The 22,250-nt window shown below is 62.9% G+C and carries 20 protein-coding genes and 1 tRNA gene; 5 read left to right on the forward strand and 16 right to left on the reverse strand.

What is annotated here, in order from left to right; all coding sequences use genetic code 11:
• Window positions 1-3: 3 nt before the first annotated feature.
• The 9 genes from algG to yaaA form a co-directional block, all read right to left on the reverse strand.
• On the reverse strand, window positions 4-1,560 hold the full coding sequence (gene algG / locus ACZ899_RS23710) for a mannuronan 5-epimerase AlgG (RefSeq protein WP_234561613.1): 1,557 nt from the start codon (window positions 1,558-1,560) through the stop codon (window positions 4-6).
• A gap of 19 nt (window positions 1,561-1,579) precedes the next feature.
• Window positions 1,580-3,058, reverse strand: coding sequence for an alginate export family protein (locus tag ACZ899_RS23715; RefSeq protein WP_234561612.1), 1,479 nt, complete (start codon window positions 3,056-3,058; stop codon window positions 1,580-1,582).
• A complete protein-coding gene (gene algK / locus ACZ899_RS23720) occupies window positions 3,055-4,551 on the reverse strand; it encodes an alginate biosynthesis TPR repeat lipoprotein AlgK (RefSeq protein WP_234561611.1) in 1,497 nt (498 codons plus the stop codon). The genes ACZ899_RS23715 and algK overlap by 4 nt, the downstream gene beginning before the upstream one ends.
• A gap of 12 nt (window positions 4,552-4,563) precedes the next feature.
• Window positions 4,564-5,730: an alginate biosynthesis protein Alg44 gene (locus ACZ899_RS23725; protein WP_234561610.1), complete on the reverse strand. Its 1,167-nt coding sequence runs from the start codon at window positions 5,728-5,730 to the stop codon at window positions 4,564-4,566.
• Between the two features lie 34 nt (window positions 5,731-5,764).
• Entirely contained in the window at window positions 5,765-7,246 is a 1,482-nt protein-coding gene (locus tag ACZ899_RS23730; RefSeq protein ID WP_234561609.1) for a glycosyltransferase family 2 protein, read from the reverse strand.
• A gap of 71 nt (window positions 7,247-7,317) precedes the next feature.
• Window positions 7,318-8,634, reverse strand: a complete 1,317-nt coding sequence (locus tag ACZ899_RS23735; RefSeq protein ID WP_050704345.1) for a nucleotide sugar dehydrogenase — start codon at window positions 8,632-8,634, stop codon at window positions 7,318-7,320.
• Between the two features lie 807 nt (window positions 8,635-9,441).
• Window positions 9,442-10,287 (reverse strand): IS3 family transposase, encoded by an 846-nt coding sequence (locus tag ACZ899_RS23740; protein ID WP_485628017.1) that lies wholly within the window; start codon window positions 10,285-10,287, stop codon window positions 9,442-9,444.
• Complete coding sequence (locus ACZ899_RS23745; RefSeq protein WP_485627829.1) at window positions 10,284-10,643, reverse strand: transposase; 360 nt, start codon at window positions 10,641-10,643, stop codon at window positions 10,284-10,286. Before ACZ899_RS23745 ends, ACZ899_RS23740 begins: the two co-directional genes overlap by 4 nt.
• A 94-nt stretch (window positions 10,644-10,737) precedes the next feature.
• Window positions 10,738-11,517: a peroxide stress protein YaaA gene (gene yaaA / locus ACZ899_RS23750; RefSeq protein ID WP_234560426.1), complete on the reverse strand. Its 780-nt coding sequence runs from the start codon at window positions 11,515-11,517 to the stop codon at window positions 10,738-10,740.
• 149 nt (window positions 11,518-11,666) lie between these two features.
• Here yaaA and ACZ899_RS23755 point away from each other — a divergent pair, with 149 nt between their 5' ends.
• Window positions 11,667-12,785: a polysaccharide deacetylase family protein gene (locus ACZ899_RS23755; RefSeq protein WP_234560425.1), complete on the forward strand. Its 1,119-nt coding sequence runs from the start codon at window positions 11,667-11,669 to the stop codon at window positions 12,783-12,785.
• 411 nt (window positions 12,786-13,196) lie between these two features.
• Here ACZ899_RS23755 and ACZ899_RS23760 read toward each other — a convergent pair whose 3' ends face one another.
• The 7 genes from ACZ899_RS23760 to ACZ899_RS23790 all read right to left on the reverse strand — a co-directional run bounded on the left by ACZ899_RS23760 (window position 13,197) and on the right by ACZ899_RS23790 (window position 17,653).
• Complete coding sequence (locus ACZ899_RS23760) at window positions 13,197-14,087, reverse strand: bestrophin family protein (protein WP_234560424.1); 891 nt, start codon at window positions 14,085-14,087, stop codon at window positions 13,197-13,199.
• Between the two features lie 217 nt (window positions 14,088-14,304).
• Entirely contained in the window at window positions 14,305-14,784 is a 480-nt protein-coding gene (locus tag ACZ899_RS23765) for a GNAT family N-acetyltransferase (protein ID WP_234560423.1), read from the reverse strand.
• A gap of 84 nt (window positions 14,785-14,868) precedes the next feature.
• Entirely contained in the window at window positions 14,869-15,771 is a 903-nt protein-coding gene (locus ACZ899_RS23770; protein ID WP_234560422.1) for a nucleotidyl transferase AbiEii/AbiGii toxin family protein, read from the reverse strand.
• Window positions 15,758-16,312 (reverse strand): type IV toxin-antitoxin system AbiEi family antitoxin, encoded by a 555-nt coding sequence (abiEi, locus tag ACZ899_RS23775; protein ID WP_234560421.1) that lies wholly within the window; start codon window positions 16,310-16,312, stop codon window positions 15,758-15,760. Before abiEi ends, ACZ899_RS23770 begins: the two co-directional genes overlap by 14 nt.
• 217 nt (window positions 16,313-16,529) lie before the next feature.
• Window positions 16,530-16,790 (reverse strand): DUF3077 domain-containing protein, encoded by a 261-nt coding sequence (locus ACZ899_RS23780; protein WP_234560420.1) that lies wholly within the window; start codon window positions 16,788-16,790, stop codon window positions 16,530-16,532.
• 16 nt (window positions 16,791-16,806) lie between these two features.
• Window positions 16,807-17,040: a hypothetical protein gene (locus tag ACZ899_RS23785; protein WP_234560419.1), complete on the reverse strand. Its 234-nt coding sequence runs from the start codon at window positions 17,038-17,040 to the stop codon at window positions 16,807-16,809.
• Between the two features lie 528 nt (window positions 17,041-17,568).
• Window positions 17,569-17,653, reverse strand: a tRNA-Leu gene (locus ACZ899_RS23790).
• A 108-nt stretch (window positions 17,654-17,761) separates the two neighbouring features.
• Here ACZ899_RS23790 and queA point away from each other — a divergent pair.
• From queA to secD, 4 genes are all read left to right on the forward strand, one after another.
• Window positions 17,762-18,811 (forward strand): tRNA preQ1(34) S-adenosylmethionine ribosyltransferase-isomerase QueA, encoded by a 1,050-nt coding sequence (gene queA, locus ACZ899_RS23795; RefSeq protein WP_234560418.1) that lies wholly within the window; start codon window positions 17,762-17,764, stop codon window positions 18,809-18,811.
• Window positions 18,812-18,825: 14 nt separating this feature from the next.
• Window positions 18,826-19,941 carry a tRNA guanosine(34) transglycosylase Tgt gene (gene tgt / locus ACZ899_RS23800; RefSeq protein WP_023629281.1) on the forward strand — a complete coding sequence of 372 codons (1,116 nt, stop codon included), beginning with the start codon at window positions 18,826-18,828 and terminating at the stop codon, window positions 19,939-19,941.
• A 43-nt stretch (window positions 19,942-19,984) separates the two neighbouring features.
• Window positions 19,985-20,320, forward strand: a complete 336-nt coding sequence (gene yajC, locus ACZ899_RS23805; protein ID WP_110735801.1) for a preprotein translocase subunit YajC — start codon at window positions 19,985-19,987, stop codon at window positions 20,318-20,320.
• A gap of 64 nt (window positions 20,321-20,384) precedes the next feature.
• Window positions 20,385-22,247, forward strand: coding sequence for a protein translocase subunit SecD (secD, locus tag ACZ899_RS23810; RefSeq protein WP_234560417.1), 1,863 nt, complete (start codon window positions 20,385-20,387; stop codon window positions 22,245-22,247).
• The last annotated feature ends 3 nt before the right edge of the window (window positions 22,248-22,250 follow it).

Raw genomic sequence — 22,250 nt, forward strand, 5'->3', positions numbered from 1 at the left:
TCCTTAGTCGATCATTTCGGTCTGGCGTTCGACCGGGTCGATCAGCACGGCCTTCTGCTGGCGCACCAGCAGGTCGAGGATTTCGTCCTGGCGCTCGCCGAGCACGCCGTTGAAGCTGATGCCGTTGGCCTTGCGCGGCATCAGCATCGACACCTTGTACAGCTCCACCGACAGGGGCGAATCGATCGACAGCGGGCCGGAGCCGTTGGCCGCCAGCTCGCCGCCGACCACGATCAGCGACACCTTGGTGTCGAACGGGTCGAGGGCGATGTCGCGGTCGGTGTCGGAGAGGTCCTTGATGTGTCCGTACACGCCCACCAGACCGTTGGCCATGGCGACGTTCTCGTACAGGCGGATGTTCACGCTGTTGCGCACGCGGATGCCGTGGCGGCGGTTGTTGATCAGCTTGTTGCCCCAGATCAGGTTGTCGCCGCTCTCGTACAGGGTGATGCCGTCGGTATGGTTGCGGTAGATCTCGTTGTAGGCGATCAGGTTGTTGACGCTGTTGCGGTCGATCACCACGCCCGAGAGCTTGTTGTCGTAGCTCTTGTTGTTGATGATCCAGCTGTCGTTGACCTCGCGCGAAACGATGATCCCGTGCTTCTTCTTGGTGCCGTACACGGTGTTGCCGGCGATGATCAGGCGGTGCGAACGGTCGTGGGGGTCGATGCCGTAGACGATGTTGTCGCGGTAGGTCGAGTCCTTGATCACGAAGTCCTGGGTCTCGTAGCAGTAGAAGCCGTACCACATGTCGCTGAACTCGGAGCCGATGATCCAGCCGGTGGGTTCCGGGCGGCCCATCTGCTTGGCCATGTTCGGCGTGTACTGCGAGATGCTCACGCCGTACGACTTGGACTTGGCGTAGCCGAAGCTGGCCATCTTGCTGTTGACGATATAGGTCTCGGTGCCGCCCCAGCTGAGCAGGAACGGGCGGAATTCATCGGGCTTGCGGAAGGTTGCCGGGCCGTTGGCCTGCTCGCGCCAGCCGGTCACCCGGGTATCGCTGACGAACAGCTTGCCGTCGTTGACGATGAACGAGCCGGCCTCTTCGGACAGGCGCAGCTCCTTGACCTTGCCGTCGATCTCCAGCACGCCCTTGCGCCCGACCACGATCGGCAGGCGGGCGAGGTAGACCCCCGGCGCGGTCTCGCGCAGGTACTGGTCGGACACCTTTTTGCTCAGTTCCACCAGGTCGACATGCCCGTCATCGACGAAGATCGCCTGGGGAATGCCGTGCTGGCGCCGCACCCACTCAGCGCCCTTATTGTCGCCGCCGATGAACTCCTTGAGGGTGTCCTCCTGGAGCATGCGGCGCACGCTGACCTTGCCCTTGTGGCGGCGGTCGATCTTCTTCTGCACGGCTTCGGCGGTGTAGCCGGAGAGGTCGGGCAGCTTGGGCGGGTCCATCAGCAGTGGCTCGATCGGCGCACTGGCAACGGTGTAGGTCTTGGCCTGTTGCAGCCCCTTGGCCATTTCCGGCTCGGCGGCCTGGGCCAGGCCTGCGGCCAGCAGCAGGGCGCTGGCCAGCAGGCTGTGGCGAAGGTTCGGGTGCAGGTTCATGTCAAATCCTCTCCCGGCCTCAGTAGCGCCAGATCACGTCGACGAAGGCGCGGTGCATGTACGAGTCGGCCTCTTTGCCATAGGCGTCGCCCGGCTTGAACACGCCGGCGCGCAGGCGCACCAGGGCCGACGGCTCGTCGATCGACTGGCTGATCGAGGCCGGCAGCAGGCCTTGCTTGAAGTACTTGGTGACGACCACGTCCATCTCCTGGCCGAGGTCTTTCTCACCCTGCACCAGCGGACGGTTGATGCCGCCGTCGTCGACCACCGCGTTGATGCCACTGGAGCCGATGTTCTGCTTGCCGTCGACGCGCCAGAACTTGTGGTAGATGAAGCTGGCGTCGTAGTCGTCGCGCAGCTGCCAGGAGGCGAACAGGGTGGCGGCCTGCAGGTTGCCCAGCTCGCCGCGGAACGCTTCGCCGAAGCGGTGCACCCGCGAGCGGGTGCCGGTGAAGTTGGAGCGGTTGCTCTCAAGGCCGGTCTGCTCGAAGTTGTTCGAACCGTCGCTGCCGCCACCGCCGCTGCCCCGGGCATAGGCCGCGCCGACCTGCCATTGCGGGTCCAGGCGCAGGCGGATGCCGAGGTCGGTGGCCCAGGCGTTGACGTCGCCGCTCTGCTTGCCGGTGGCGACCTGGTCGTTGCCCACCGCCTGGCTGCTGAGGGTGTCGCGATCGCCGGTCAGCCAGGTGACGCTGCCCCAGTAGTTGACGGTGTGGTCGTTGCGCCAGTTGTAGGCATCGCTGTTGGCTTCCAGGCCCAGCCAGGTGAGATCGCCCGTGCGAGTCTTGTCGAGGGCGTCGACGGTTTCGCCTGGGCTTTTCAGGCTGCCGCCGTCATGAGTGTGGTGGGCGCGCAGGCCGACCCAGTGGCCGGGTGTCCACTGCGTGGCGACGTTGCCATAGACGTGGGTGCGGTCCTTGTCCTCCGGGGCCAGCTCGGTGAGGTCGGTGCGGTATTCGCTGAAGCGCTGGGCCACGCCCAGGTCGGCCTTGAGCAGGGTGGTGTCGAAGGTCCAGTTCAGCGCCTCGATGTTGGTGTCGCGCCACATGCCGTCGTCGCTGCGCAGGCGCTGGCGGCCGAAGCGCAGCTGCTCGCCGGGGTAGGGGGTCAGGCCGCTGTAGCCGATCCAGAACTCGCGCATGGCCAGGTAGCTCTTGTCCGGCTTGCGGCTGTCGTCGCCGTTGTCGCTGGTGGTGCCGTCGTCGTTCTGGCGCAGAGTGTCGGTCTCGATGATGTCGGTGGCGGCCACCGCCTGGCCCATGGCGAAGGCGCTCCAGTGGCCGCGCTCACCGTACACCCAGGGTCGCAGGTCCAGGCCCAGGCCGTTGACGTCGCCGCCGGAGCGGGTGCCCAGGTCGCGGTCGTCCTCGGTCTGGCCGGTGATCTTCACGTCGAGGCCGAAGTTCTTCTGCGCGGTTTCCGCCGCCAGGGTCGGCATCGACCACAGCAGGGCGAAGCCCAGGCCGATGCCGGCTTTCACGAAGGGGTTGAGCGTCATAGCGAATCCTCGGCGTCTACGTCGTCTTTCTCGTCCTGCAGTGCTTCGATGGCCAGGGTGCTGTTGGCGCCCTGGGTCATGCTGCCGCGTGCCCGCTTCTCCTGCGCCAGCAGGTCCTGCGCCTGGTTGCGCTGGTCGGGCGTGAGCTGCTGGTCGAGCTGTTGCAGCAGTTCGGTCGACTGCGGGGTCGGGTTGACCTGTGACAGCTGGGCGAACACCCAGGCATTGGTCGGTGCCGGGCGGATGCCGTGGCCTTCGCTGAACAGCTGGGCCAGGGCGTAGTCGGCGCTGTTCTGGCCGCCGCGGGCGGCGGCGAGCAGGTGGTCCACGGCTTTCTGCGGCTCGACCTGGCCCAGGTAGCCACGGCGGTAGAGCTGGCCGAGGTAGTAGTCGGCGCTGACCTCGCCGGCGTCGGCGGCGGCCTGCAGGTGCTCCTGGGCCTTCTGCGCGTCGGCGGGCACGGTCTTGCCTTCGTAGTAGAGGCGGCCCAGCAGCAGTTCGGCGCGGGGTTGCTCGGCCTCGCGGCCCTTGTCGATGTAGGCCATCAACTGGTCTGTGTCGCCCAGCTCGGGGAAGTCGTAGAGCAGTTGCGCCAGGCTCACCCACGAGGCCGGGTTGGCCGGGGCGATGTGCTCGAGCAGGTCCTTGGCGGTCTTCTCGTCGGTCTGGCCGAGGCTGCGGTCGGCCAGCACCCGGGCGACGCTGTCGACCCGGGTGGCCGGCACGGCGCCACGGGCATGGGCGGCTTTCAGTTGTTCAAGCAGGGCGGCCTGCTGGTCGGGCTGGGCGCGTTTCTGGTAGACGGTGGCCAGCTCGACGTAACAGATGTCGGTGCTGGTCAGTGCCGCCTTGCAGATCTTCTCCACATCGCCCAGGTGCTGGTCGTAGGTGCCCTGGGTGCGGTACAGCAGGACCTGGGCAAGGCCCGCCTCGGGGTTGCCGGCGGCGCGCCACTGGTCGATCTGCTGCTGGGCGTTGACCTTGGGGAAGCTCTGCGGGTACTGCAGGTAGAGCATCGCCAGCGGGATCAGGGTGTTGCTTTCGCCCTGTTGTGCGGCGTGCTTGAGCAGGGTTTCGGCCTCCTCGCGTTCGGCCTGGGTGCTGTCGGGCTTGGCCACCAGCAGGCGGCCGAGACGCGCCTGGGCACGGGGCGAGGTGGCGGCGGCGGCGCGGTAGGTGGCTTCGGCCTCCTTGAGTTTCGCCGGGTCGCGGGTGGCGACCTGGATATCGGCCAGGCCTACCTGGGCATCGCTGTAGCCGAGGTCGGCCAGGGCCTTGTAGTTGCGCTCGGCGGTGGCGGTGTCGCCGCGCTTGAGCGCTTCATTGGCCAGGCGCTGGTCGGGCAGGCCGGCGCAGCCGGCCAGGGTGATGGCCAGGGCCAGCAAGGATACCGCCCGTGGGAGCGGGCTAGACCCGCGATTGGCGGTGGCAGTGCCGGCACCATCGCGAGGCAAGCTCGCTCCCACGTGATTTCTTGTTCGCATGCGGTTCATGACCAAGTCCTCTTACAACCCACGGGCCACGGCCTTGTCGATCAGCCAGTTCAGCGACGGGCCACGGTCGCTGTTGACCGCGGCCGGGCGCCCGGCGAGCTCGGCCGGCAGGCCGCCGTCGGGCTTGATCTGCACGCGGATGTCGGAGGCCAGGTTGTCGGTGTCCAGGCTCGAGCTGCCGGTGATCCGCCCGGTGCGCACTTCGTCCTCGCCGGCGATCTGGAAGTTGACCCGGGTACCCGGCTTCACTTCGTCGAACTGGCGATAGCTGAAGCGCGCCTCGATGGTCGGGACGCTGGTGCGCGGGATCAGCGCGAACACCGGCTGGCCCTTGCTGGCGTACTGGCCGTCATCCACCAGCTGGCGCGAGACCACGCAGTCGCACGGGCTGGTGAGGGTGCCGGAGAGCTGCTTGCCGAACAGCTCCTCGACCTTGGCCGGCTCCAGCTGCGAGTCGTCCAGGTGGCCCTTGAGCAGGTCGAGCATGCTGGTGTTGAAGGTCGCCAGCGGTGCGCCCTTGGCCACGCTCGCGCCGCTTTCCACCAGGCTCTGCAGACTGCCGTCGCGGGGCATGGTGACGTTGGTGGTGGGCACCGCGACCACGCCGGCCTCGGCATGGCTGACGAAGTACAGGCCGTACAGCGACTTGGCGACGAAGCCGAAGGCCACCAGGCCGACCACGAACACCCCGGCGGTCACGCTGACCGCGCGCAGGCGGCCAAAGGCGGAAAGGCCCGAGCCTCCGTCCTTGTGCTTGCGCGCCTTGGTGAAGTTGTCGCGCTGCAGGGTACTGAGCACGTCGCCGACGCTGATCAGCTCGCCGGACAGGTGGCTGGTGATGATGTGGCGCAGGGTGGCGATGTCGCGCGGCTCGAGGTTCTGGAACTCGGCGCCGGTGCGGGCGGTCTCGCGGCTGCTGGTGCGCACCAGCAGTTCGACGTCCATCGACAGGCCGAGGTTGTCGACCACGAACTGCAGGCGACCGCGCAGCACTTCGCCTTCAGGCAGAGGCTTCTTGGCGTGGAAGGACAGGCCCCCGGCGGACAGGTCGTCAACCTTCACCTCGTGCGCTTCGCGGTTGCCGTCCAGGTAGCGCAGCTTGGCGGGGATGCGCACCCGGGCGTGCTGGCGCTGCGCTTCGGATTCATGCACGACATTGACGTTCACGGCGGTATTCATGGCGATATTCGTTCCTGTTGTCCGATCCGGGGGCTCACACGACCATGAACAGCACGGCGACGAAGATGCTCGCGGCCGAGAAGGTCATGGTCCGCGAGGACCAGGTGTTGAACCATTGTTGAAAACTTGCGAGGTCGCGTTTGAGGGCAGTGGGCTGGCGGGTCCAGGACTGCCTGTCGAGGCGGAAGAACACGTAGATCTTCATCACCGCGCCGACGATCTGGTTGTAATAGAGGATCAGCGGGTAGGCCGGGCCGACGTTGTGACCCGAGCACAGCAGCATGATGGTGAGGATCAGGCGGGTGATGCCGATCCACAGCAGGTACACCAGCAGGAACTGCAGGCCGAACTTGAAGCTGGCGATCACCGCCACGGTCAGGCCCAGCAGGCTGGTCCACATCGACACGCGCTGGTCGAGCAGCACGATGCTGGTGAACAGCCCCAGGCGCTTGAGACCCAGGCCCAGGGCGCGGGAGTTCTGCCGCAGGTTGTTGCCGTACCAGCGGTACATCAGCTTGCGGCTGGCCTTGACGAAGCTCTTCTCTGGCGGGTGCTCGACCGTGTTGATCGCGGCATCGGGCACGTAGAAGGTGTCGTAGCCCAGGCGCATCAGGCTGAACCAGCTGGACTTGTCGTCGCCGGTGAGGAACTTGAAGCGGCCCAGGCGCCAGTGCATCAGCGAGTCGCTTTCGACGTCGGCGATGAACTCGGGGTTGGTCACTACGCTTGCGCGGAACATCGACATGCGCCCGGTCATGGTCAGCACGCGCTTGGACAGGGCCATGGAGCACATGTTGATGTGGCGCTGGGCGAAGCGCAGCTTGTGCCACTCGCTCATGATGTAGCCGCCGCGCACTTCGCAGAACTCGTTGGTGGTCAGGCCACCGACGTTGGGGTACAGGCGGAACCATGGCACGGTCTTGCGCACCACGCCCTCGGCCAGCACGGTGTCGCCGTCGATCACCGCCACCACGGCGTTTTCATCCGGCAGCATCCGCGAGATGGCGCGGAAACCATAGGCCAGGCCGTCACGCTTGCCGGTGCCGGCGATACGCACGATGTCGAGGGTCACGTGGGACGGCGGGTTGTACTTGGCCCACAGGCTTTTCACCAGCAACTCGTCGGACTTCTCCACCAGCGAGCAGACCACGGTGGTGGGGAAGCCGCAGTCGATCGCCTCGCGGATTACCGAGCTGTACACCTGGGCGGTTGTCAGTGCCTCGATGCGAAAGCTGGTGACCATCAGGTACACGTGCGACGGGTCGGCGTCCTTGCCGAGGTTCTGCACCTTGCGGCGCAGGTAGGGGTAGACGATGTACAGGAAGATCATGCCGCGGATGAAATGGGTGGCGCCCATGGAGTAGCGCCAGATGCCGACGGCACCGACCAGGAAGATGAAGTGCTTCGACTGCGAGTCGAAGATATCGCTGGGCAGGGCCAGGGCGATCAGCATGAGCAGGCTCATGTAGAGCAGCCAGCCGGCGCATTGCAGCAGCATGGTCTGGAACCTTTGCATGTTCGGCATCCGTCGAGAATTCGGGGGAGGGCGGGCGGCGCGCTGGGGAGGGACGCGCCGCCCGGCCGGGTTTACCAGCAGATACCTTCGGTGCGGCTGGTGGCGCAGGTCGGCTTGCTCATGAAGCCGACCAGGTCGATCACCTGCTTGCCTTCCGGTGCCTGCTGGGCCAGGGCGCGGAACTGCTCGTCACGGTTGCCCAGGATGATGATCTCGGCGTTGTCCACCACCTGCTCGAAGTTGGCGTTGAGCAAGGAGGAGACGTGGGGGATCTTCGACTCGATGTAGTCCTTGTTGGCGCCGTGGACACGGGCGTACTCGACGTTCTGGTCGTAGATGTCGAGCTGGTAGCCCTTGCCGATCAGGCGTTCGGCCAGCTCCACCAGCGGGCTTTCGCGCAGGTCGTCGGTGCCGGCCTTGAACGAAAGGCCGAGCAGGGCGACCTTGCGCTTGTCGTGGCTCTCGATGATGTCGAAGGCGTTCTGCACCTGGGATTCGTTGCTGCGCATCAGCGAGTCGAGCAGCGGCGCGCGCACGTCGAGGCTGGCGGCGCGGTAGGTGAGGGCGCGCACGTCCTTGGGCAGGCACGAGCCACCGAAGGCGAAGCCCGGGCGCATGTAGTACTGCGACAGGTTCAGCGCCTTGTCCTGGCAGACCACGTCCATCACCTCGCGACCATCGACGCCGACGGCCTTGGCGATGTTGCCGATCTCGTTGGCGAAGGTGACCTTGGTCGCGTGCCAGACGTTGCAGGTGTACTTGATCATCTCGGCCACTTCGACCGGCTTGCGGATGATCGGCGCGTCGAGTTCTTCGTACAGGGCCTGCAGCACGTCGCCGCTGGCGCTGTCCAGTTCGCCGATGACGGTCATCGGCGGCTGGTCGTAGTCCTTGATCGCGGTGCTTTCGCGCAGGAACTCCGGGTTGACCGCGACGCCGAAGTCGACACCGGCCTTCTTGCCCGAACAGTCTTCCAGAATCGGAATGACCACGTTCTTCACGGTGCCCGGCAGCACGGTGCTGCGCACCACCACGGTGTGACGGCTGGCCTTGTCGCGCAGCACGTAGCCGATCTCGCGGCACACCGACTCGATGTATTCCAGGCCCAGGTCGCCGTTTTTCTTGCTTGGCGTGCCGACGCAGATCATCGACACGTCGCTGGCGCGGATGGCTTCGGCGAAGTCGGTGGTGCCGCGCAGGCGGCCGTTGGCGATGCCTTGTTGCAGCAGCTCTTCGAGGCCCGGTTCGACGATGGGCGACTTGCCCTTGTTGATCAGGTCGATCTTGGTGCTGGAAACGTCCACACCAATCACTTCATGGCCTCGTGCCGACAGGCAACCTGCACAGACTGCACCCACATAACCCAAACCAAAGATGCTGATACGCATCGCATTCACCTCGTGTGTTTATCACGCCAGCCCTTCAGCGAAGAGCCGACCGGGTTGATTGACCAGCAGTATTCGGGCGCACGGATCCATGGCGAATTGACACTTCACCGAACGCAGGCATGAATAAATCCGGAGCGCAAAAAGTTATGCACTCAAAGTTGGCAGTCAAAGGCCAGTATTTAAAAAGGCGTGCCCTGAAATGCAGCCGTCTTTATTGCAATTCACCGTTGGTGAAGTGCTGTGCTTGTTTTTTCAAGTGGATAAATCCTTTGAAATCAACCACTAGGACGAATTTTAGGGGCGCTTTTCTCCTGCATGGATCATGGCTTTTGGCACTTCCTGTACCGCCGTTGAAGTTTTTTGGGCCGGTTGAGAATGGCGGCCCTTTGTCATCTGTAAGTCATTTCTCACGCCGGGCGCTTGAAACTCGTTACGGGTGCTATGAGCCATCTCCCTTGGCAGAAGTTCCGGGGGCGGTTTCGTCACGATGAAAGATTTCTAAATATTTTTTCAGAGGGAAATACTTTCAATCTGATAGCACACGGCAGTTTCGTCCCCGTATATAAAGGGCGAAATCGCAGGGGGATGGTTATAGGCCAGCATGCGAAAATTTTTTTCAATTTTCGTCAAAAAACTACGAACGGTCTTATGGCGTTTTGCAATAAGGATAGGGTGGTTGGTTTTTTGGCGTCTGTTATTTGGCGAATTCGAGGGTGAAAGCGTGCCCCGTTGCAGGGCAAGGGTGGGATGGGGCTGCTTCGCAGCACAAGGTGAACTGGTCAAGTAATTTTGGACACCGGTTAAGGTTCATGCCGCTGCCTTGAGCTTTTCCTCCATGGCTACTGGCGTTTCATAGCCGTTGTAGCTGTGGAGGCGCTTGAGGTTGTAGCGCATCAGATAAGCCTGGATATCCACTCGTGCCTGCGCTTCGGTCTCGTAACCCTCTGCCGGCACCCATTCTGATTTCAATGCTCCGAAGAATCGCTCCATGGCAGCGTTATCCCAGCATTGGCCTCGATGGCTCATGCTCTGGTTCAAGTTGTACTCATCGAGCGCGGCTCTGAATTTATGGCTGGTGTACTGACAGCCCTGGTCTGAATGAAACATTACGCCCGCCGGCCTACCCCGCGATTCAGCGGCCATGCGCAGGGCGTTACAAGCTAAGTTGGCATCTGCAATCATCGAGAATGCCCAACCCACTACGCGACGGGCATAGAGGTCAATCACGGCGGCTAGGTACAGCCAGCGCCTGCCAACCTGGATATAGGTCACATCGCCACACCAAACCTCATTGATCGCCGAAACCTTGAAATTGCGCTTCAGCTGATTCTCGGCGATCAACGCTTCTGCCCCTGATGACCGATAGCGGTGCGGCCTGCGCTGCTTGCACTTCAGGCCAGCTTCGCGCATTAGCGCACGCACCTTGTATCGTCCGATTTCATGGCCGTCATGCCGCAATTCCTGCGCCAGGGTTCGCGAGCCAGAAGCACTTCGCGATGCGTTGAAGTGCTTGATTACCAGCAGGCGTAGCGCATCTCTTGCCGGGTTTTCACGTCCTTGCCGTTTGCGCCACGCATAGAAACTGCTGCGCTTAACCCCAAGCACGCGGCAGCAGTCGACAACAGGGTATTGCTCACTCAGCTCGTTGATCAGCGAGAACGATCTTTGGAGTCCCGAAGCAGGAGAGCACTGGCCTTTTTTAGGATTTCGATATCCCGATCCTTTTGCCGAACCAGCGCTTCGAGTTCTTCAATTCGTTGCTGCTCGGGTGTGATCGCTTTGGCTCCAGCCGGAACCTTACCGGCTCTCTCTTCACGCACCTGATCAACCCAGCGGCGAAGCGCGGTAGAGCCCAGCCCAAGGGCGGCACAGACCTCAGGAACTGACTGCCCACCGTCCAGCACCATTTCGGCAGCTTGGACTTTGTATTCTCTTGAATAAGATTTACGCACTGATTTTGCCTCCAATTGGGCGCCATCATAGCGCCCGATGAAGGTGTCCAAAATCATTAGGCCAGTTCAAGGCCGCTCCTACAGAGAACAGCGCGGTCCCTGTAGGAGCGGCCTTGTGCCGCGAAAGGGGCGCAAAGCGCCCCCGGGGCCATCAGCCCTCAGCGTGATCGCGCAGGAACACCAGATGATCCGGCTTCGACTGCTCGGCGCTGTAGTAGTAACCCTGCACATCAAAGCGCTTGAGCTGCTCCGGATCGTTGATCCGCTCCTGGATCACGAAGCGGCTCATCATCCCGCGGGCCTTCTTGGCGTAGAAGCTGATGATCTTGTACTGGCCGTTCTTCAGGTCCTTGAAGTCGACATCGATCACCCGCGCCTTCAACGCGCTCTTCTTCACCGCGCTGAAGTATTCGTTGCTGGCCAGGTTCAGCAGCACGTCATCACCCTGGTCGGCCAGGGCCTGGTTCAGCCATTCGCTGATGCGCGTGCCCCAGAAGGCATACAGGTCCTTGCCGCGGGCATTGGTCAGCTTGGTGCCCATTTCCAGGCGGTAGGGTTGCATCAGGTCCAGCGGGCGCAGCAGGCCGTACAGGCCCGAGAGCATGCGCAGGTGGTCCTGGGCGTAGCTGAAGTCGTCCTCGCCCAGGCTCTCGGCGTCAAGCCCGGTGTACACGTCACCCTTGAACGCCAGCAGCGCCTGCTTGGCGTTGGCCGGAGTGAAGTCCGGGGTCCAGCTGCCGAAGCGTGCGGCGTTGAGGCCGGCGAGCTTGTCGGAGAGGTGCATCAGCTCGGCGATCTGCGCCGGCGCCAGTTCGCGCAGTTGCACGATCAGTTCCTGGGAATCGTCCAGGTACTGGGGCAGGGTGTGGCGCTGGGTTACCGGCGGGGTGTCGTAGTCGAGGGTCTTGGCGGGGGAAATCACCGTCAGCATCGGTTCGGCTCCTGGAATCGTCGGGCGAATTCTACGGGGCCGCCAGCACAACGCCAAACTATGGCGACGATAGTCACCGAACATCGCCACATTAAACCGCGGGCGGTCGCGCTATAGTGCGCGCCATGCCTTCAAGGAGATTGCTCATCGTGCGTATCGCGTTTGCCCTGTTAGCCGGGCTGCTCAGCCTGGGCGCGCAGGCGGCCCCGGCGGATTTCGTCAGTTTCGACCGTGAGCTGTGGCCTGAGCAGTTGGACAGCCCGACGCTGTTCGACGTGGCGTCGCGGGCGGAGATCCTGTCGTTCGCCCGGGTGCTGCACGAAAGCGAGATGCTCGATGAGCAGGCGCTCAAGACCCGGCTCGGCTTGCGCCAGATCAACCTGCCCGTCGTGCGGGCCGTACGGGCACGTCTGTGGCAGCGCCTGTGGACAAGTTATCAACAGGCGCAGAAGAGTTGCGAGCAGGATGCCTCGTTCTGCTATCCGGTCGAATCAATGGCTGATCTGCGCACGCAGGCCGCCGTTTTCGCCGAGGATGTCGGCACGTTCTATACTGGATGGGTCGAGCCCAGTCATCAGTTCCACACTCGATACCTGGATGAACAGTTGCGCAAGGCCGCGCTGTTCCCGCAGACCACCAGCGAGGTGGCCAAGCTGTCCAACCGCGAGCGCAATGGCGAGGAGCTCAACGACCGGATGTTCCTCCTGACCTTCGTCGGCGGCCCGGGGCCCCAGGGCGGCAGCACCGATGTGATGGCCGACTACCTGCGGCGGCAGAAGCTCGACGGGATTTTCTTCGTGCTCGGCAATCGCCTGCAGCAACGGCGCGACGCAGGCCCGGTGAATGAGCTGTATGCCGGCCAGTGCGTGGGTATCCAGGGTTGGGAGTACCGCTCCCACGCCCAGTGGCAGGACTGGCAGGACTCGCTGCGGCGTAGCCAGGCGCGGGTCCAGGCCGACCTGGCGGAGCAGTATGTGCCGTTGTTCCGCCCGCCCTACGGCCAGCGCCGCGCCGATGGCGAGGCATTCATGGACAGCCAGCAGTTGCGGGTATCGTTGTGGGACATCGACGCCCAGGATGACGGACCGCTGACCGCCGAAGCCTCGGCACAGCGGGTGCTGACGCTGATGCTGCTGTGGCGCAAGGGGGTGATCCAGTTCCGCGACAATCAGCCCAAGACGCAGCCGGCGCTGGAGTGGCTGTTGCAGCACACGGCCCAGAGCGGGATCGGTTGGGAGGATTGTCGGGAGTATGTCCGGCGGGGGTAGGCTTAAGAGCGGTGGGGGCGTTGGGGTGTTCGGCGAGATTTCTGCAGCGTCTTTGAGATCGAGCGCCGCCCGCGCGGCGCATCGCGACGCAAGGCCGCTCCTACATCTGTTTCGGGCCAGTCAATCCTGTGCCATCACCTGGTACGCCTTGTTGGTCCGACGCGGTTTCAGTGTGGGCATCACTGGCGCCTCACCTGTCTCAAGACATGTGCCAAGGCGGGCAACCATGGCCTGACAGGTTCGGCACGTTGCAACAAATGTAGGAGCGGCCTTGCGTCGCGATGCGCCGCGCGGGCGGCGCTCGATCTCATAGGCGCTGCAAGGCTATCGTCTGGCACCTGGCAGCCAATATGCGATCAAATTTTTCACCTGCAAAAACCTTGAATAGATTGAAAAGGCGTATCGATCCACTCAATGCACCAACGCCCCACATTGCGCCTCCCGCTGCATCGACTCCAGGTTGCGTTCGATCGTCTCGCAGATCGTGTCCATTGGAATCTGGTGCTCACTGAAGCGGAACGGGCTCTGCAAGTCCGTGCCGATCCGCTCGATGGCCAGCAGCATGAAGCCGACCACCGTCGAGGCCAGCGGCGTGAACCAGCCCAGCGACTCCACTAGCCCCACCGGCACGATCAGGCAGAACAGTGTGATGAACAGCCGCGGGAAGTACACATAAGGGTAGGGCAGCGGCGTATTGGCGATCCGCTCCATCCCGCCCTGGGCGTTGGACATGTCCACCAGGGTCGATTCCAGCCGCGCCAGGCGAATGCTGTCCAGTCGCCCGGCCTGGTACTCCTGGGCCAGCAAGGCCGCCGAGCCGCCGAGGATATCGTTGGCGAAGTTGTTCGAACGATTGCGCCGCTCGAACTCCCCGGGCGGTATGAAGGCCATCAGCTCATCCGGGCATTTCTCGCCCTTGAGGTGCGCCGCCAGGCAGTTCACGTAGGCGATATGCCGACGCAGCAAGGTCGCCTTCACCGGGTTCGGCCCGTCGGCCGGGTCGTCGACCAGCGTCAGCACCTGCCGGGCGAAGCTGCGCGAACTGTTCACCAGCGCGCCCCACAGCGTGCGCGCCTCCCACCAGCGGTTGTAGGCGCTGCTGTTGCGAAAGCTCACCAGCACCACCAGCGCCGAGCCCAGCAGGGTGAGCGGGATCAGCGGCAGGCTGAACTTGCTGTTGAAGAACAGCATGAAGTCGATGGTGACCAGCACATCCCAGATCAGCAGCCAGAACAGCGACCAGCCGATGTAGCCGAAGGTCTTGACCACCAGGCGGTATTTGCGGGCGAGGAGGGCTTTCACGTGGGGGAACCTCGATGCGGGGGATGCAGGTTCCGACGTCGCGGGAGGGGCAAGGTTCGGTGGGATTCGTCGCAGGGTGTTACGTGGTTTTTCTGGATAGCCTTAAGAAGGGACCTGATGTTTTAGCCATTACCAACGTGGGAGCGGGCTTGCCCCGCGATGGGCTGCAACGCAGCCCAATCCAGACCACACCGAACAGCCGTAGACCACATCAAGCTCAGCTCAACACCTGCTTCATCTGCACCAGCGCTACCCGGCTTCCATCCCGCGCTTGCCGCTCCTCAATCCCAAACGGCACAAAACCCAGCTGAGGATAAAGCAGCAGCCCTGCGGTGTTGTGATTGAAACACGACACCCAGACCTCTCGCGCCGCGAACTCCTCGCGAGCCAGGGCGATCATGCGTTGCACAAGGTAGCGCGCCACGCCCTGACCCCGCGCAGTTGGGGCTACAACCACATTACCCAGTGCGCATATACCGCCGTGTTCGGCCTTGTAGAAATTGGCGAAGCCAGCGACCGCCCCGTCAATTTCGATCACCGTAGAGCCGCTGCGCTGGGCGATGGCTTCACTCAGTTGCTCGGGAGTGAGCGGGTAGGTGGCTTTGGGGAACATATAGAACAGTTCGTCCGGGCCTTGAGGCAAGTTGCAGAGCGTGGCGATGTCGGCAGGGCGGACGGGGCGATGGCTCAGTGGCATGGATGATGTTCCGCTGTGTGGATAGGTGACCAACCCAGTGTGGTCGGAAGGGTGGTGTTAGTGCTGGGCCGGCAAGTCATTACCTTACATCAGGAACCTGTGATCGCCCGCGCCAGCAACCGCGTCCTCCAGGGACAAACAAAGCTCACCGAACAACTGCTCGACGGTCTCCACCACATAGCTCCAGAATGCTGGGTTTTCGATAGTCTGCGACACCACTTGCAAGGGAAGAAAGCGGCGCATCTCCGCCTGGAAGTCGCGCTGCGTCTGCGCCTGCTGCAAACAGGCGACTCGCTCCGTACCTTGCTGCAATAGCCAGTCGGCAGTAACCGCGTGGTCCCCAAGCTTGCGCCTGACCAGTGCGAAAGCCGGTATCACGGCGCGCTGTTTGAGCCAGGCCAAGTCCCAGAGGTCACGATTCTTGATGCGTCCTCGGCGCAGGGCGAAAGCCAGCAGCTTGTCGATGAAGATCTCTTCGAGACTCTGCGTGTTGACGATCAATCCTTCGGTTCCCATATCGACCCCGTAGGGGTTCAGCAAGGTCATGGGTTTGTATTGGTAGGACGGGACCGCGCAGATGTCGATGTGGATTCTCTGCGCGGGCAGGTTGCGAGCCTCGGGGCGTGTCTGCACGCACAGCTTCCAGGTATCCACATTGCCTGGCGTGTGCAGCGGCTCGCTCACATCCACCTGCAATCCGTACTTTTCACTCAGCCTAGCAATCAGGCTTTCCTTCAACGCTGAAAAGTCTTCCCGTTTGAAATCCGCGCCACCAGTGAAGTCGAGATCTTCACTCAGGCGCCTGGAACCATAGCAGGTTCGCAGGCAGGTGCCGCCGATGAAACAGAGCCTCTGCAGCAATCCGGACTCGCTGAGTATCCGCATGATGTCGTGATGCAGCAGCTCCTTTTCCACCACCACTTGCAGTGGCGCGAGCTCAGGTGTGTTGCCCAGGGCGTGCTGGACAAGTCGATCAAACAAGTTCATTGGCCGTTTTCCAGTCGATCAGCTCCAGATTGCGTCTGGTCCGCTTCATGTCGGCCAAGGCCAGCGAGGCTTTGGCGCGCCATAGGCGGCAGCGGTCGTCGTAGTCGAGTTGGCCGTTGAGTTCGAGAGCGGTACGGGTGGTATGGACGAACTCGACCGTGCCGAAAGCTGCGCAGCTTATGGTCTGGCTTCGTCCTGAAGACATGATAGTCAGCCAGTTCTGTGGTACCTGAGAGATCACTCCGATATCGCTGAGGGCGCACTCGAGGCTGATGTAGTTGAGGTTGTCAGCTCGCAGGCGGGCCGCAGCGTGATAGAGCACGAGCCCAGGGTTGGGCTTGGCCGGAGTGAAAAGGTAAAGCCCCCTGCACACCCTGATCAGGATGTTGTCGTTGGACGCTCTGCTCAGCAGCGAGCGATAGGCGCCGTCGGACAAGCCGGGCACCAGGGCGCGCATATCCGCTGGCGTGAACAGATAGCGCTGGGGCGTGGCGAGGTGATGCAGGCCTCGATAGAGGCACTGAAGCGGCTGGGCAGGCATGGGGTGATCAACAGAAAGTCACGGTTTGTGAAACTTAGTGTAGAACGGCAGCTCTGGCTATACAGTAAGTTGCACTTTGTGTGATTTTCTGTGCAGTCACTAGTTTGGCTCAAAAGGCATCAACGCACCTACTAACGGGCAAGCCCACTCCCACGGGGCTTTGCCGAGCTTGTGGGAGCGGGTACAGCCGATTTAGGCGTTAGACGTTCGGCAGGGGCTATTCAGTCGAATCCCGTTGGCGACCGAACTCCACATCATCCATCACCGCCTTGGCCATATCGCTCATCAAGTGTGCTCCCCAGCCAAGGTTGACCTCGCCATCAGTCGCTGCAAGCAATGTCATGCGCTTCACGCAGGCCATGATCGCAGAGGCTTGTTCCATGGCTGACTTTCCGTCCTGCCCCGGTTCGACCCGGAACAGTGGTTGCTCGCCATCGCCATAGCCGAATCCGGTCACGCCGGCAGTCTTGTCGTTCATCGTGTTTTCTCCCTGTTCAGTGCTTGATCTGAAGCTTGCTCAGTGCCAGTTCCACCAGCCCGCGTGCGGCCTCGATTTCGTGCATCGTTGCCATGGACATGCCGCGCGCTGTGCTGGTGACTTGGGTGAGGGCGTTCTGGTGGGTGACGGAGAGGGCGCAGAACAGGCGTTCCGAGATCTGGATGAGCAGGTCTTCGAGCGAGTGGGTTGTTTCGGGAGAAAGCGGTGGGTCGGGGACAATCTTCAACATGGTGTGATCCTTACTGAAGGGCCGTCACCATTGCTGTCAAACAAGAGGGTGGCAGCGGTACGTGGGTTGACAGACCGGTCAGTAAGGAAACCCGGCGCACCCGAAGGTGCCCCACGTACAGCCGCCATAGGTGGCATAGCTGTGCGAGTTAATTACTGGAGCGGCCTGTCAAAGCCGGTCGCTGATTTGGCAGCGACGGGTCGAGACTAGAGGCCGATCCAGACCATCGCAATGGCTTGAAAGGGGTTGGGAGTATGTTTGGGAAATGGACTACAGGGAATGGGGAAAGTCTTAAAGGACTGGGCGTGAAACGAACTCGAAGTCGCCAGGCTTGCACGTTTTTTGTAGGAGCGGCCTTGTGCCGCGAAAGGGCTGCAGCGCGGCCCCAGGATCTTAACCATGTCGCAGGAATCGCCGGGGCTGCGTTGCAGCCCTTTCGCGGCACGAGGCCGCTCCTACAGGGGGCGAGGCATGGACTAATCGCCAGGCACAAAAAAACCGACCATAAGGTCGGTTTTTTCTGGATCTTGGTGCCCCGAGGGAGACTCGAACTCCCACTCCTTTCGAAAACGGATTTTGAATCCGCCGCGTCTACCAATTCCGCCATCAGGGCTTGTGGCGCCGCAGTATAGAGAGGTGCCTTGGGTCGGTCAATCGGCTTTCATGGTCAATTTTCACGCATTGGGCTAAACTTTGCGGCCCTGTCGAACCGAACATCATCATGCGCGTCGCCGATTTTTCTTTCGAACTCCCCGATTCCCTGATCGCCCGCCATCCGCTGGCCGAGCGCCATGGCAGCCGCCTGCTGGTGCTCGATGTCCCCAGCGGCACGCTGGCCCACAAGCAGTTCACCGACCTGCTCGAGTACCTGCGCCCGGGCGACCTGATGGTGTTCAACAACACCCGGGTGATCCCGGCGCGGCTGTTCGGCCAGAAAGCCTCCGGCGGCAAGCTGGAAGTGCTGGTCGAGCGCGTGCTCGACAGCCACCGCGTGCTGGCCCATGTGCGTGCCAGCAAGGCGCCTAAGGAAGGCGCGCAGATCCTCATCGACGGCGGTGGCGAGGCCGAGATGGTCGCGCGTCACGATACGCTGTTCGAGCTGCGCTTCAGCGAAGAGGTGTTGCCGCTGCTCGAGCGCGTCGGCCACATGCCGCTGCCACCGTACATCGACCGCCCCGACGAGGGCGCCGACCGCGAGCGCTACCAGACCGTCTACGCCGAGCGCGCCGGCGCCGTGGCCGCGCCCACCGCCGGCCTGCACTTCGACGAAGACCTGCTGGCGAAGATCGCCGCCAAGGGCGTCGAGCGCGCCTTCGTCACCCTGCATGTGGGCGCCGGCACCTTCCAGCCGGTGCGGGTCGACAAGATCGAAGACCACACCATGCATAAAGAGTGGCTCGAAGTGAGCCAGGATGTGGTCGACGCCGTCGCCGCGTGCCGTGCCCGTGGTGGCCGGGTGATCGCCGTGGGCACCACCAGCGTGCGTTCGCTGGAGAGCGCGGCGCGCGATGGCGAGCTCAAGGCCTTCAGCGGCGACACCGACATCTTCATCTTCCCGGGTCGGCCGTTTCATGTGGTCGATTGCCTGGTCACCAACTTCCACCTGCCGGAGTCCACGCTGCTGATGCTGGTCTCGGCCTTCGCCGGTTACCCCGAGACCATGGCCGCCTACGCGGCGGCGGTCGAGAACGGGTACCGCTTCTTCAGTTACGGTGATGCCATGTTCATCACCCGCAATCCGGCGCCACGCGGCCCAGAGGATCAAGCATGAGTCGCACCTGTCGAATGTCGTTCGAACTGCTGGCCACCGACGGCAAGGCCCGTCGTGGCCGGCTGACCTTCCCCCGTGGCACCGTCGAGACCCCGGCCTTCATGCCGGTGGGCACCTACGGCACGGTCAAGGGCATGCTGCCGCGTGACATCGAGGCCATCGGCGCCGAGATCATCCTCGGCAACACCTTCCACCTGTGGCTGCGCCCGGGTACCGAGGTCATCAAGAAACACAACGGCCTGCACGACTTCATGCAATGGAAAGGCCCTATCCTCACTGATTCCGGTGGTTTCCAGGTGTTCAGCCTGGGCGCCATGCGCAAGATCAAGGAGGAAGGCGTGACCTTCGCATCGCCAGTGGACGGTTCCAAGGTGTTCATGGGCCCCGAGGAGTCCATGCAGGTCCAGCGCGACCTGGGCTCGGATATCGTGATGATCTTCGACGAGTGCACCCCGTACCCGGCCGAGCATGATGTGGCGCGCACCTCCATGGAGCTGTCGCTGCGCTGGGCCCAGCGCTCGAAGAACGCCCACGGCGACAACACCGCGGCGCTGTTCGGCATCGTCCAGGGCGGCATGTACCAGGACCTGCGCATGCGCTCGCTGGAAGCGCTGGTCAACATCGACTTCGATGGCCTGGCCATCGGCGGCCTGTCGGTGGGCGAGCCCAAGCACGAGATGATCAAGGTGCTGGACTACCTGCCGGCGCAAATGCCTGCTGACAAACCTCGTTACCTTATGGGGGTAGGCAAGCCGGAAGATCTTGTAGAGGGTGTGCGCCGCGGCGTCGACATGTTCGACTGCGTGATGCCCACGCGCAATGCGCGCAACGGCCATCTGTTCGTCGACACCGGGGTGATCAAGATCCGCAACGCGTTCCATCGCCATGATGAATCGCCGCTGGATCCGACCTGCGATTGCTATACCTGCACCAACTTCTCCCGCGCCTATCTGCATCACCTGGACAAGTGCGGCGAAATGTTGAGCAGCATGCTGAATACCATCCACAACTTGCGCCATTACCAGCGCTTGATGGCCGGTTTACGCGAGGCTATTCAACAGGGTAAATTGGCCGCCTTTGTCGACGCCTTCTACGCCAAGCGCGGGCTTCCTGTGCCGCCCTTGGACTGACTGTTCGCATCCATTATTAGAAAACATTCATTAGGAGTGCCCAATGAGCTTCTTGATTCCCGCCGCCTACGCGGACGCAGCAGCCCCAGCCGCCGGCCCAGCCGGTACCGGCTTCGAGTGGATCTTCCTGGTCGGTTTCCTGGTCATCTTCTACCTGATGATCTGGCGCCCGCAGGCCAAGCGTGCCAAAGAGCAGAAAAACCTGCTGAGCAACCTGCAAAAAGGTGACGAAGTGGTCACCAACGGCGGCATCGCCGGCAAGATCGTCAAGGTCGCCGACGACTTCGTGGTCCTGGAAGTGTCCGACAACGTCGAACTGAAGTTCCAGAAGGGCGCCATTGCCGCGACCCTGCCGAAAGGTACGCTCAAGGCTATCTGAGTTACCGGTTTCATTTTTCCAGTCGGGGCGCGCAAAGCGCCCCGCGTCTTGAACGGGCGGCGTGATGCTGAACAAATACCCTCTGTGGAAATACCTGCTGATCGTGGTGGTACTGGCGGTCGGCTTCATTTATTCCGCACCCAACCTCTACCCGGATGATCCGGCGGTGCAGATCAGCGGCGCCAGTTCCGCCCTGCATGTCAGCCAGGCCGACCTCGATCGCGTGACCAAGGCGCTGACCGATGCCGGCATCGCCGTCAAAGGCAGCAACCTGGGCGAGAAGGGCAGTGCGCTGGTGCGCCTGACCAACCAGGAAGCACAGCTGCCAGCCAAGGATGTGGCGCGCAAGGCCCTCGGCGACGACTATGTCGTGGCCCTGAACCTGGCCCAGACCACCCCGCAGTGGCTGCGCAACCTGGGTGCCAGCCCGATGAAGCTGGGCCTGGACCTGTCCGGTGGTGTGCACTTCCTGCTGGAAGTGGACATGGACAAGGCCATGACCGCTCGCATGAAAGTCTACGAAGGCGAGGTCAAGACCTTGCTGCGCAAAGAGCGCGTCCGCTACCGCAGCCTGCCCCAGCAGGACGGCGGCATCATGCTGGGCTTCGCCGACGATGCTACCCGCGAACAGGCCCGCAGCCTGATCCGCAAGAATTTCAATGACTTCGACCTGACCACCACCGAGCGCAACGAGCTCGCCGTGCTGCGTCTGGCGCTGACCCAGACGAAAGTCGCCGAGATCCGCGAATACTCGATCAAGCAGAACCTGACCACCGTGCGCAACCGGGTCAACGAGCTGGGCGTGGCCGAGCCGCTGGTCCAGCGCCAGGGCGCCAACCGCATCGTGGTCGAGCTGCCGGGCGTGCAGGACACCGCCGAAGCCAAGCGTATCCTCGGCAAGACCGCCAACCTGGAGTTCCGCTTCGGCGCCGAGCCGGGTGCGTCCAAGGCTACCACCGAGGTGTTCGAGTTCCGCGAAGGCGGCCGCTCCGCCCCGGTCGAGCGCGGCCTGATCATCACCGGTGACCAGGTCACCGACGCCCAGGCCAGCTTCGACGAGCACGGCCGCCCGCAGGTGAACATCCGCCTCGACGGCCACGGTGGCGAGCTGATGAGTCGCGCCACCCGCACCAACGTCGGGCGCAGCATGGCGGTGATCTTTATCGAACAGAAGCCGGTCACCCGCTACCAGAAGCAGATGGTCGATGGCGTCGAGAAAGAAGTCGCGGTGCAGACCTTCCAGGAAGAGAAGAAGATCATCAGCCTGGCGACCATCCAGTCGCCGCTGGGCAGCCAGTTCCGCATCACCGGCCTGAACGGCCAGGGCGAGTCGTCCGAGCTGGCCCTGCTGCTGCGTGCCGGTGGCCTGGCCGCGCCGATGTACTTCGCCGAAGAACGTACTATCGGCCCAAGCCTGGGTGCCGACAACATCACCAAGGGTATCGACGCGTCCCTGTGGGGCATGCTGTTCGTCTCGCTGTTCATCATCGCTATCTACCGCGCCTTCGGCGTGCTGGCGACCATCGCCCTGGCGGGCAACATGGTGCTGCTGCTGGCGTTGATGTCGCTGCTGGGCGCTACCCTGACCCTGCCAGGTATCGCTGGTATCGTGCTGACCATGGGCATGGCGGTGGACGCCAACGTGCTGATCTTCTCGCGTATCCGCGAAGAGATCGCCGCCGGCATGTCGGTGCAGCGCGCCATCCACGAAGGTTTCAACCGCGCCTACTCGGCGATCGTCGACGCCAACCTGACCACCCTGCTGGTCGGCGGCATCCTGTTCGCCATGGGTACCGGCCCGGTCAAGGGCTTCGCGGTCACCATGTCCCTCGGGATTTTCACCTCGATGTTCACCGCCGTCATGGTGACCCGCGCACTGGTCAACCTGACCTGCGGCGGGCGTGACATCAAGAAGCTGTGGGTTTGAGGG

The sequence above is a fragment of the Pseudomonas sp. TE31087 genome (assembly GCF_057284075.1).

Excerpts from the sequence above, each read along its gene's own strand:
- algG (WP_234561613.1), bottom strand. The coding sequence starts at position 1,560 with ATGAACCTGCACCCGAACCTTCGCCACAGCCTGCTGGCCAGCGCCCTG.
- ACZ899_RS23715 (WP_234561612.1), bottom strand. The coding sequence starts at position 3,058 with ATGACGCTCAACCCCTTCGTGAAAGCCGGCATCGGCCTGGGCTTCGCC.
- algK (WP_234561611.1), bottom strand. The coding sequence starts at position 4,551 with ATGAACCGCATGCGAACAAGAAATCACGTGGGAGCGAGCTTGCCTCGC.
- ACZ899_RS23725 (WP_234561610.1), bottom strand. The coding sequence starts at position 5,730 with ATGAATACCGCCGTGAACGTCAATGTCGTGCATGAATCCGAAGCGCAG.
- ACZ899_RS23730 (WP_234561609.1), bottom strand. The coding sequence starts at position 7,246 with ATGCAAAGGTTCCAGACCATGCTGCTGCAATGCGCCGGCTGGCTGCTC.
- ACZ899_RS23735 (WP_050704345.1), bottom strand. The coding sequence starts at position 8,634 with ATGCGTATCAGCATCTTTGGTTTGGGTTATGTGGGTGCAGTCTGTGCA.
- ACZ899_RS23745 (WP_485627829.1), bottom strand. The coding sequence starts at position 10,643 with ATGATTTTGGACACCTTCATCGGGCGCTATGATGGCGCCCAATTGGAG.
- yaaA (WP_234560426.1), bottom strand. The coding sequence starts at position 11,517 with ATGCTGACGGTGATTTCCCCCGCCAAGACCCTCGACTACGACACCCCG.
- ACZ899_RS23765 (WP_234560423.1), bottom strand. The coding sequence starts at position 14,784 with ATGCCACTGAGCCATCGCCCCGTCCGCCCTGCCGACATCGCCACGCTC.
- ACZ899_RS23770 (WP_234560422.1), bottom strand. The coding sequence starts at position 15,771 with ATGAACTTGTTTGATCGACTTGTCCAGCACGCCCTGGGCAACACACCT.
- abiEi (WP_234560421.1), bottom strand. The coding sequence starts at position 16,312 with ATGCCTGCCCAGCCGCTTCAGTGCCTCTATCGAGGCCTGCATCACCTC.
- ACZ899_RS23780 (WP_234560420.1), bottom strand. The coding sequence starts at position 16,790 with ATGAACGACAAGACTGCCGGCGTGACCGGATTCGGCTATGGCGATGGC.
- ACZ899_RS23785 (WP_234560419.1), bottom strand. The coding sequence starts at position 17,040 with ATGTTGAAGATTGTCCCCGACCCACCGCTTTCTCCCGAAACAACCCAC.
- queA (WP_234560418.1), top strand. The coding sequence starts at position 17,762 with ATGCGCGTCGCCGATTTTTCTTTCGAACTCCCCGATTCCCTGATCGCC.
- tgt (WP_023629281.1), top strand. The coding sequence starts at position 18,826 with ATGTCGTTCGAACTGCTGGCCACCGACGGCAAGGCCCGTCGTGGCCGG.
- yajC (WP_110735801.1), top strand. The coding sequence starts at position 19,985 with ATGAGCTTCTTGATTCCCGCCGCCTACGCGGACGCAGCAGCCCCAGCC.
- secD (WP_234560417.1), top strand. The coding sequence starts at position 20,385 with ATGCTGAACAAATACCCTCTGTGGAAATACCTGCTGATCGTGGTGGTA.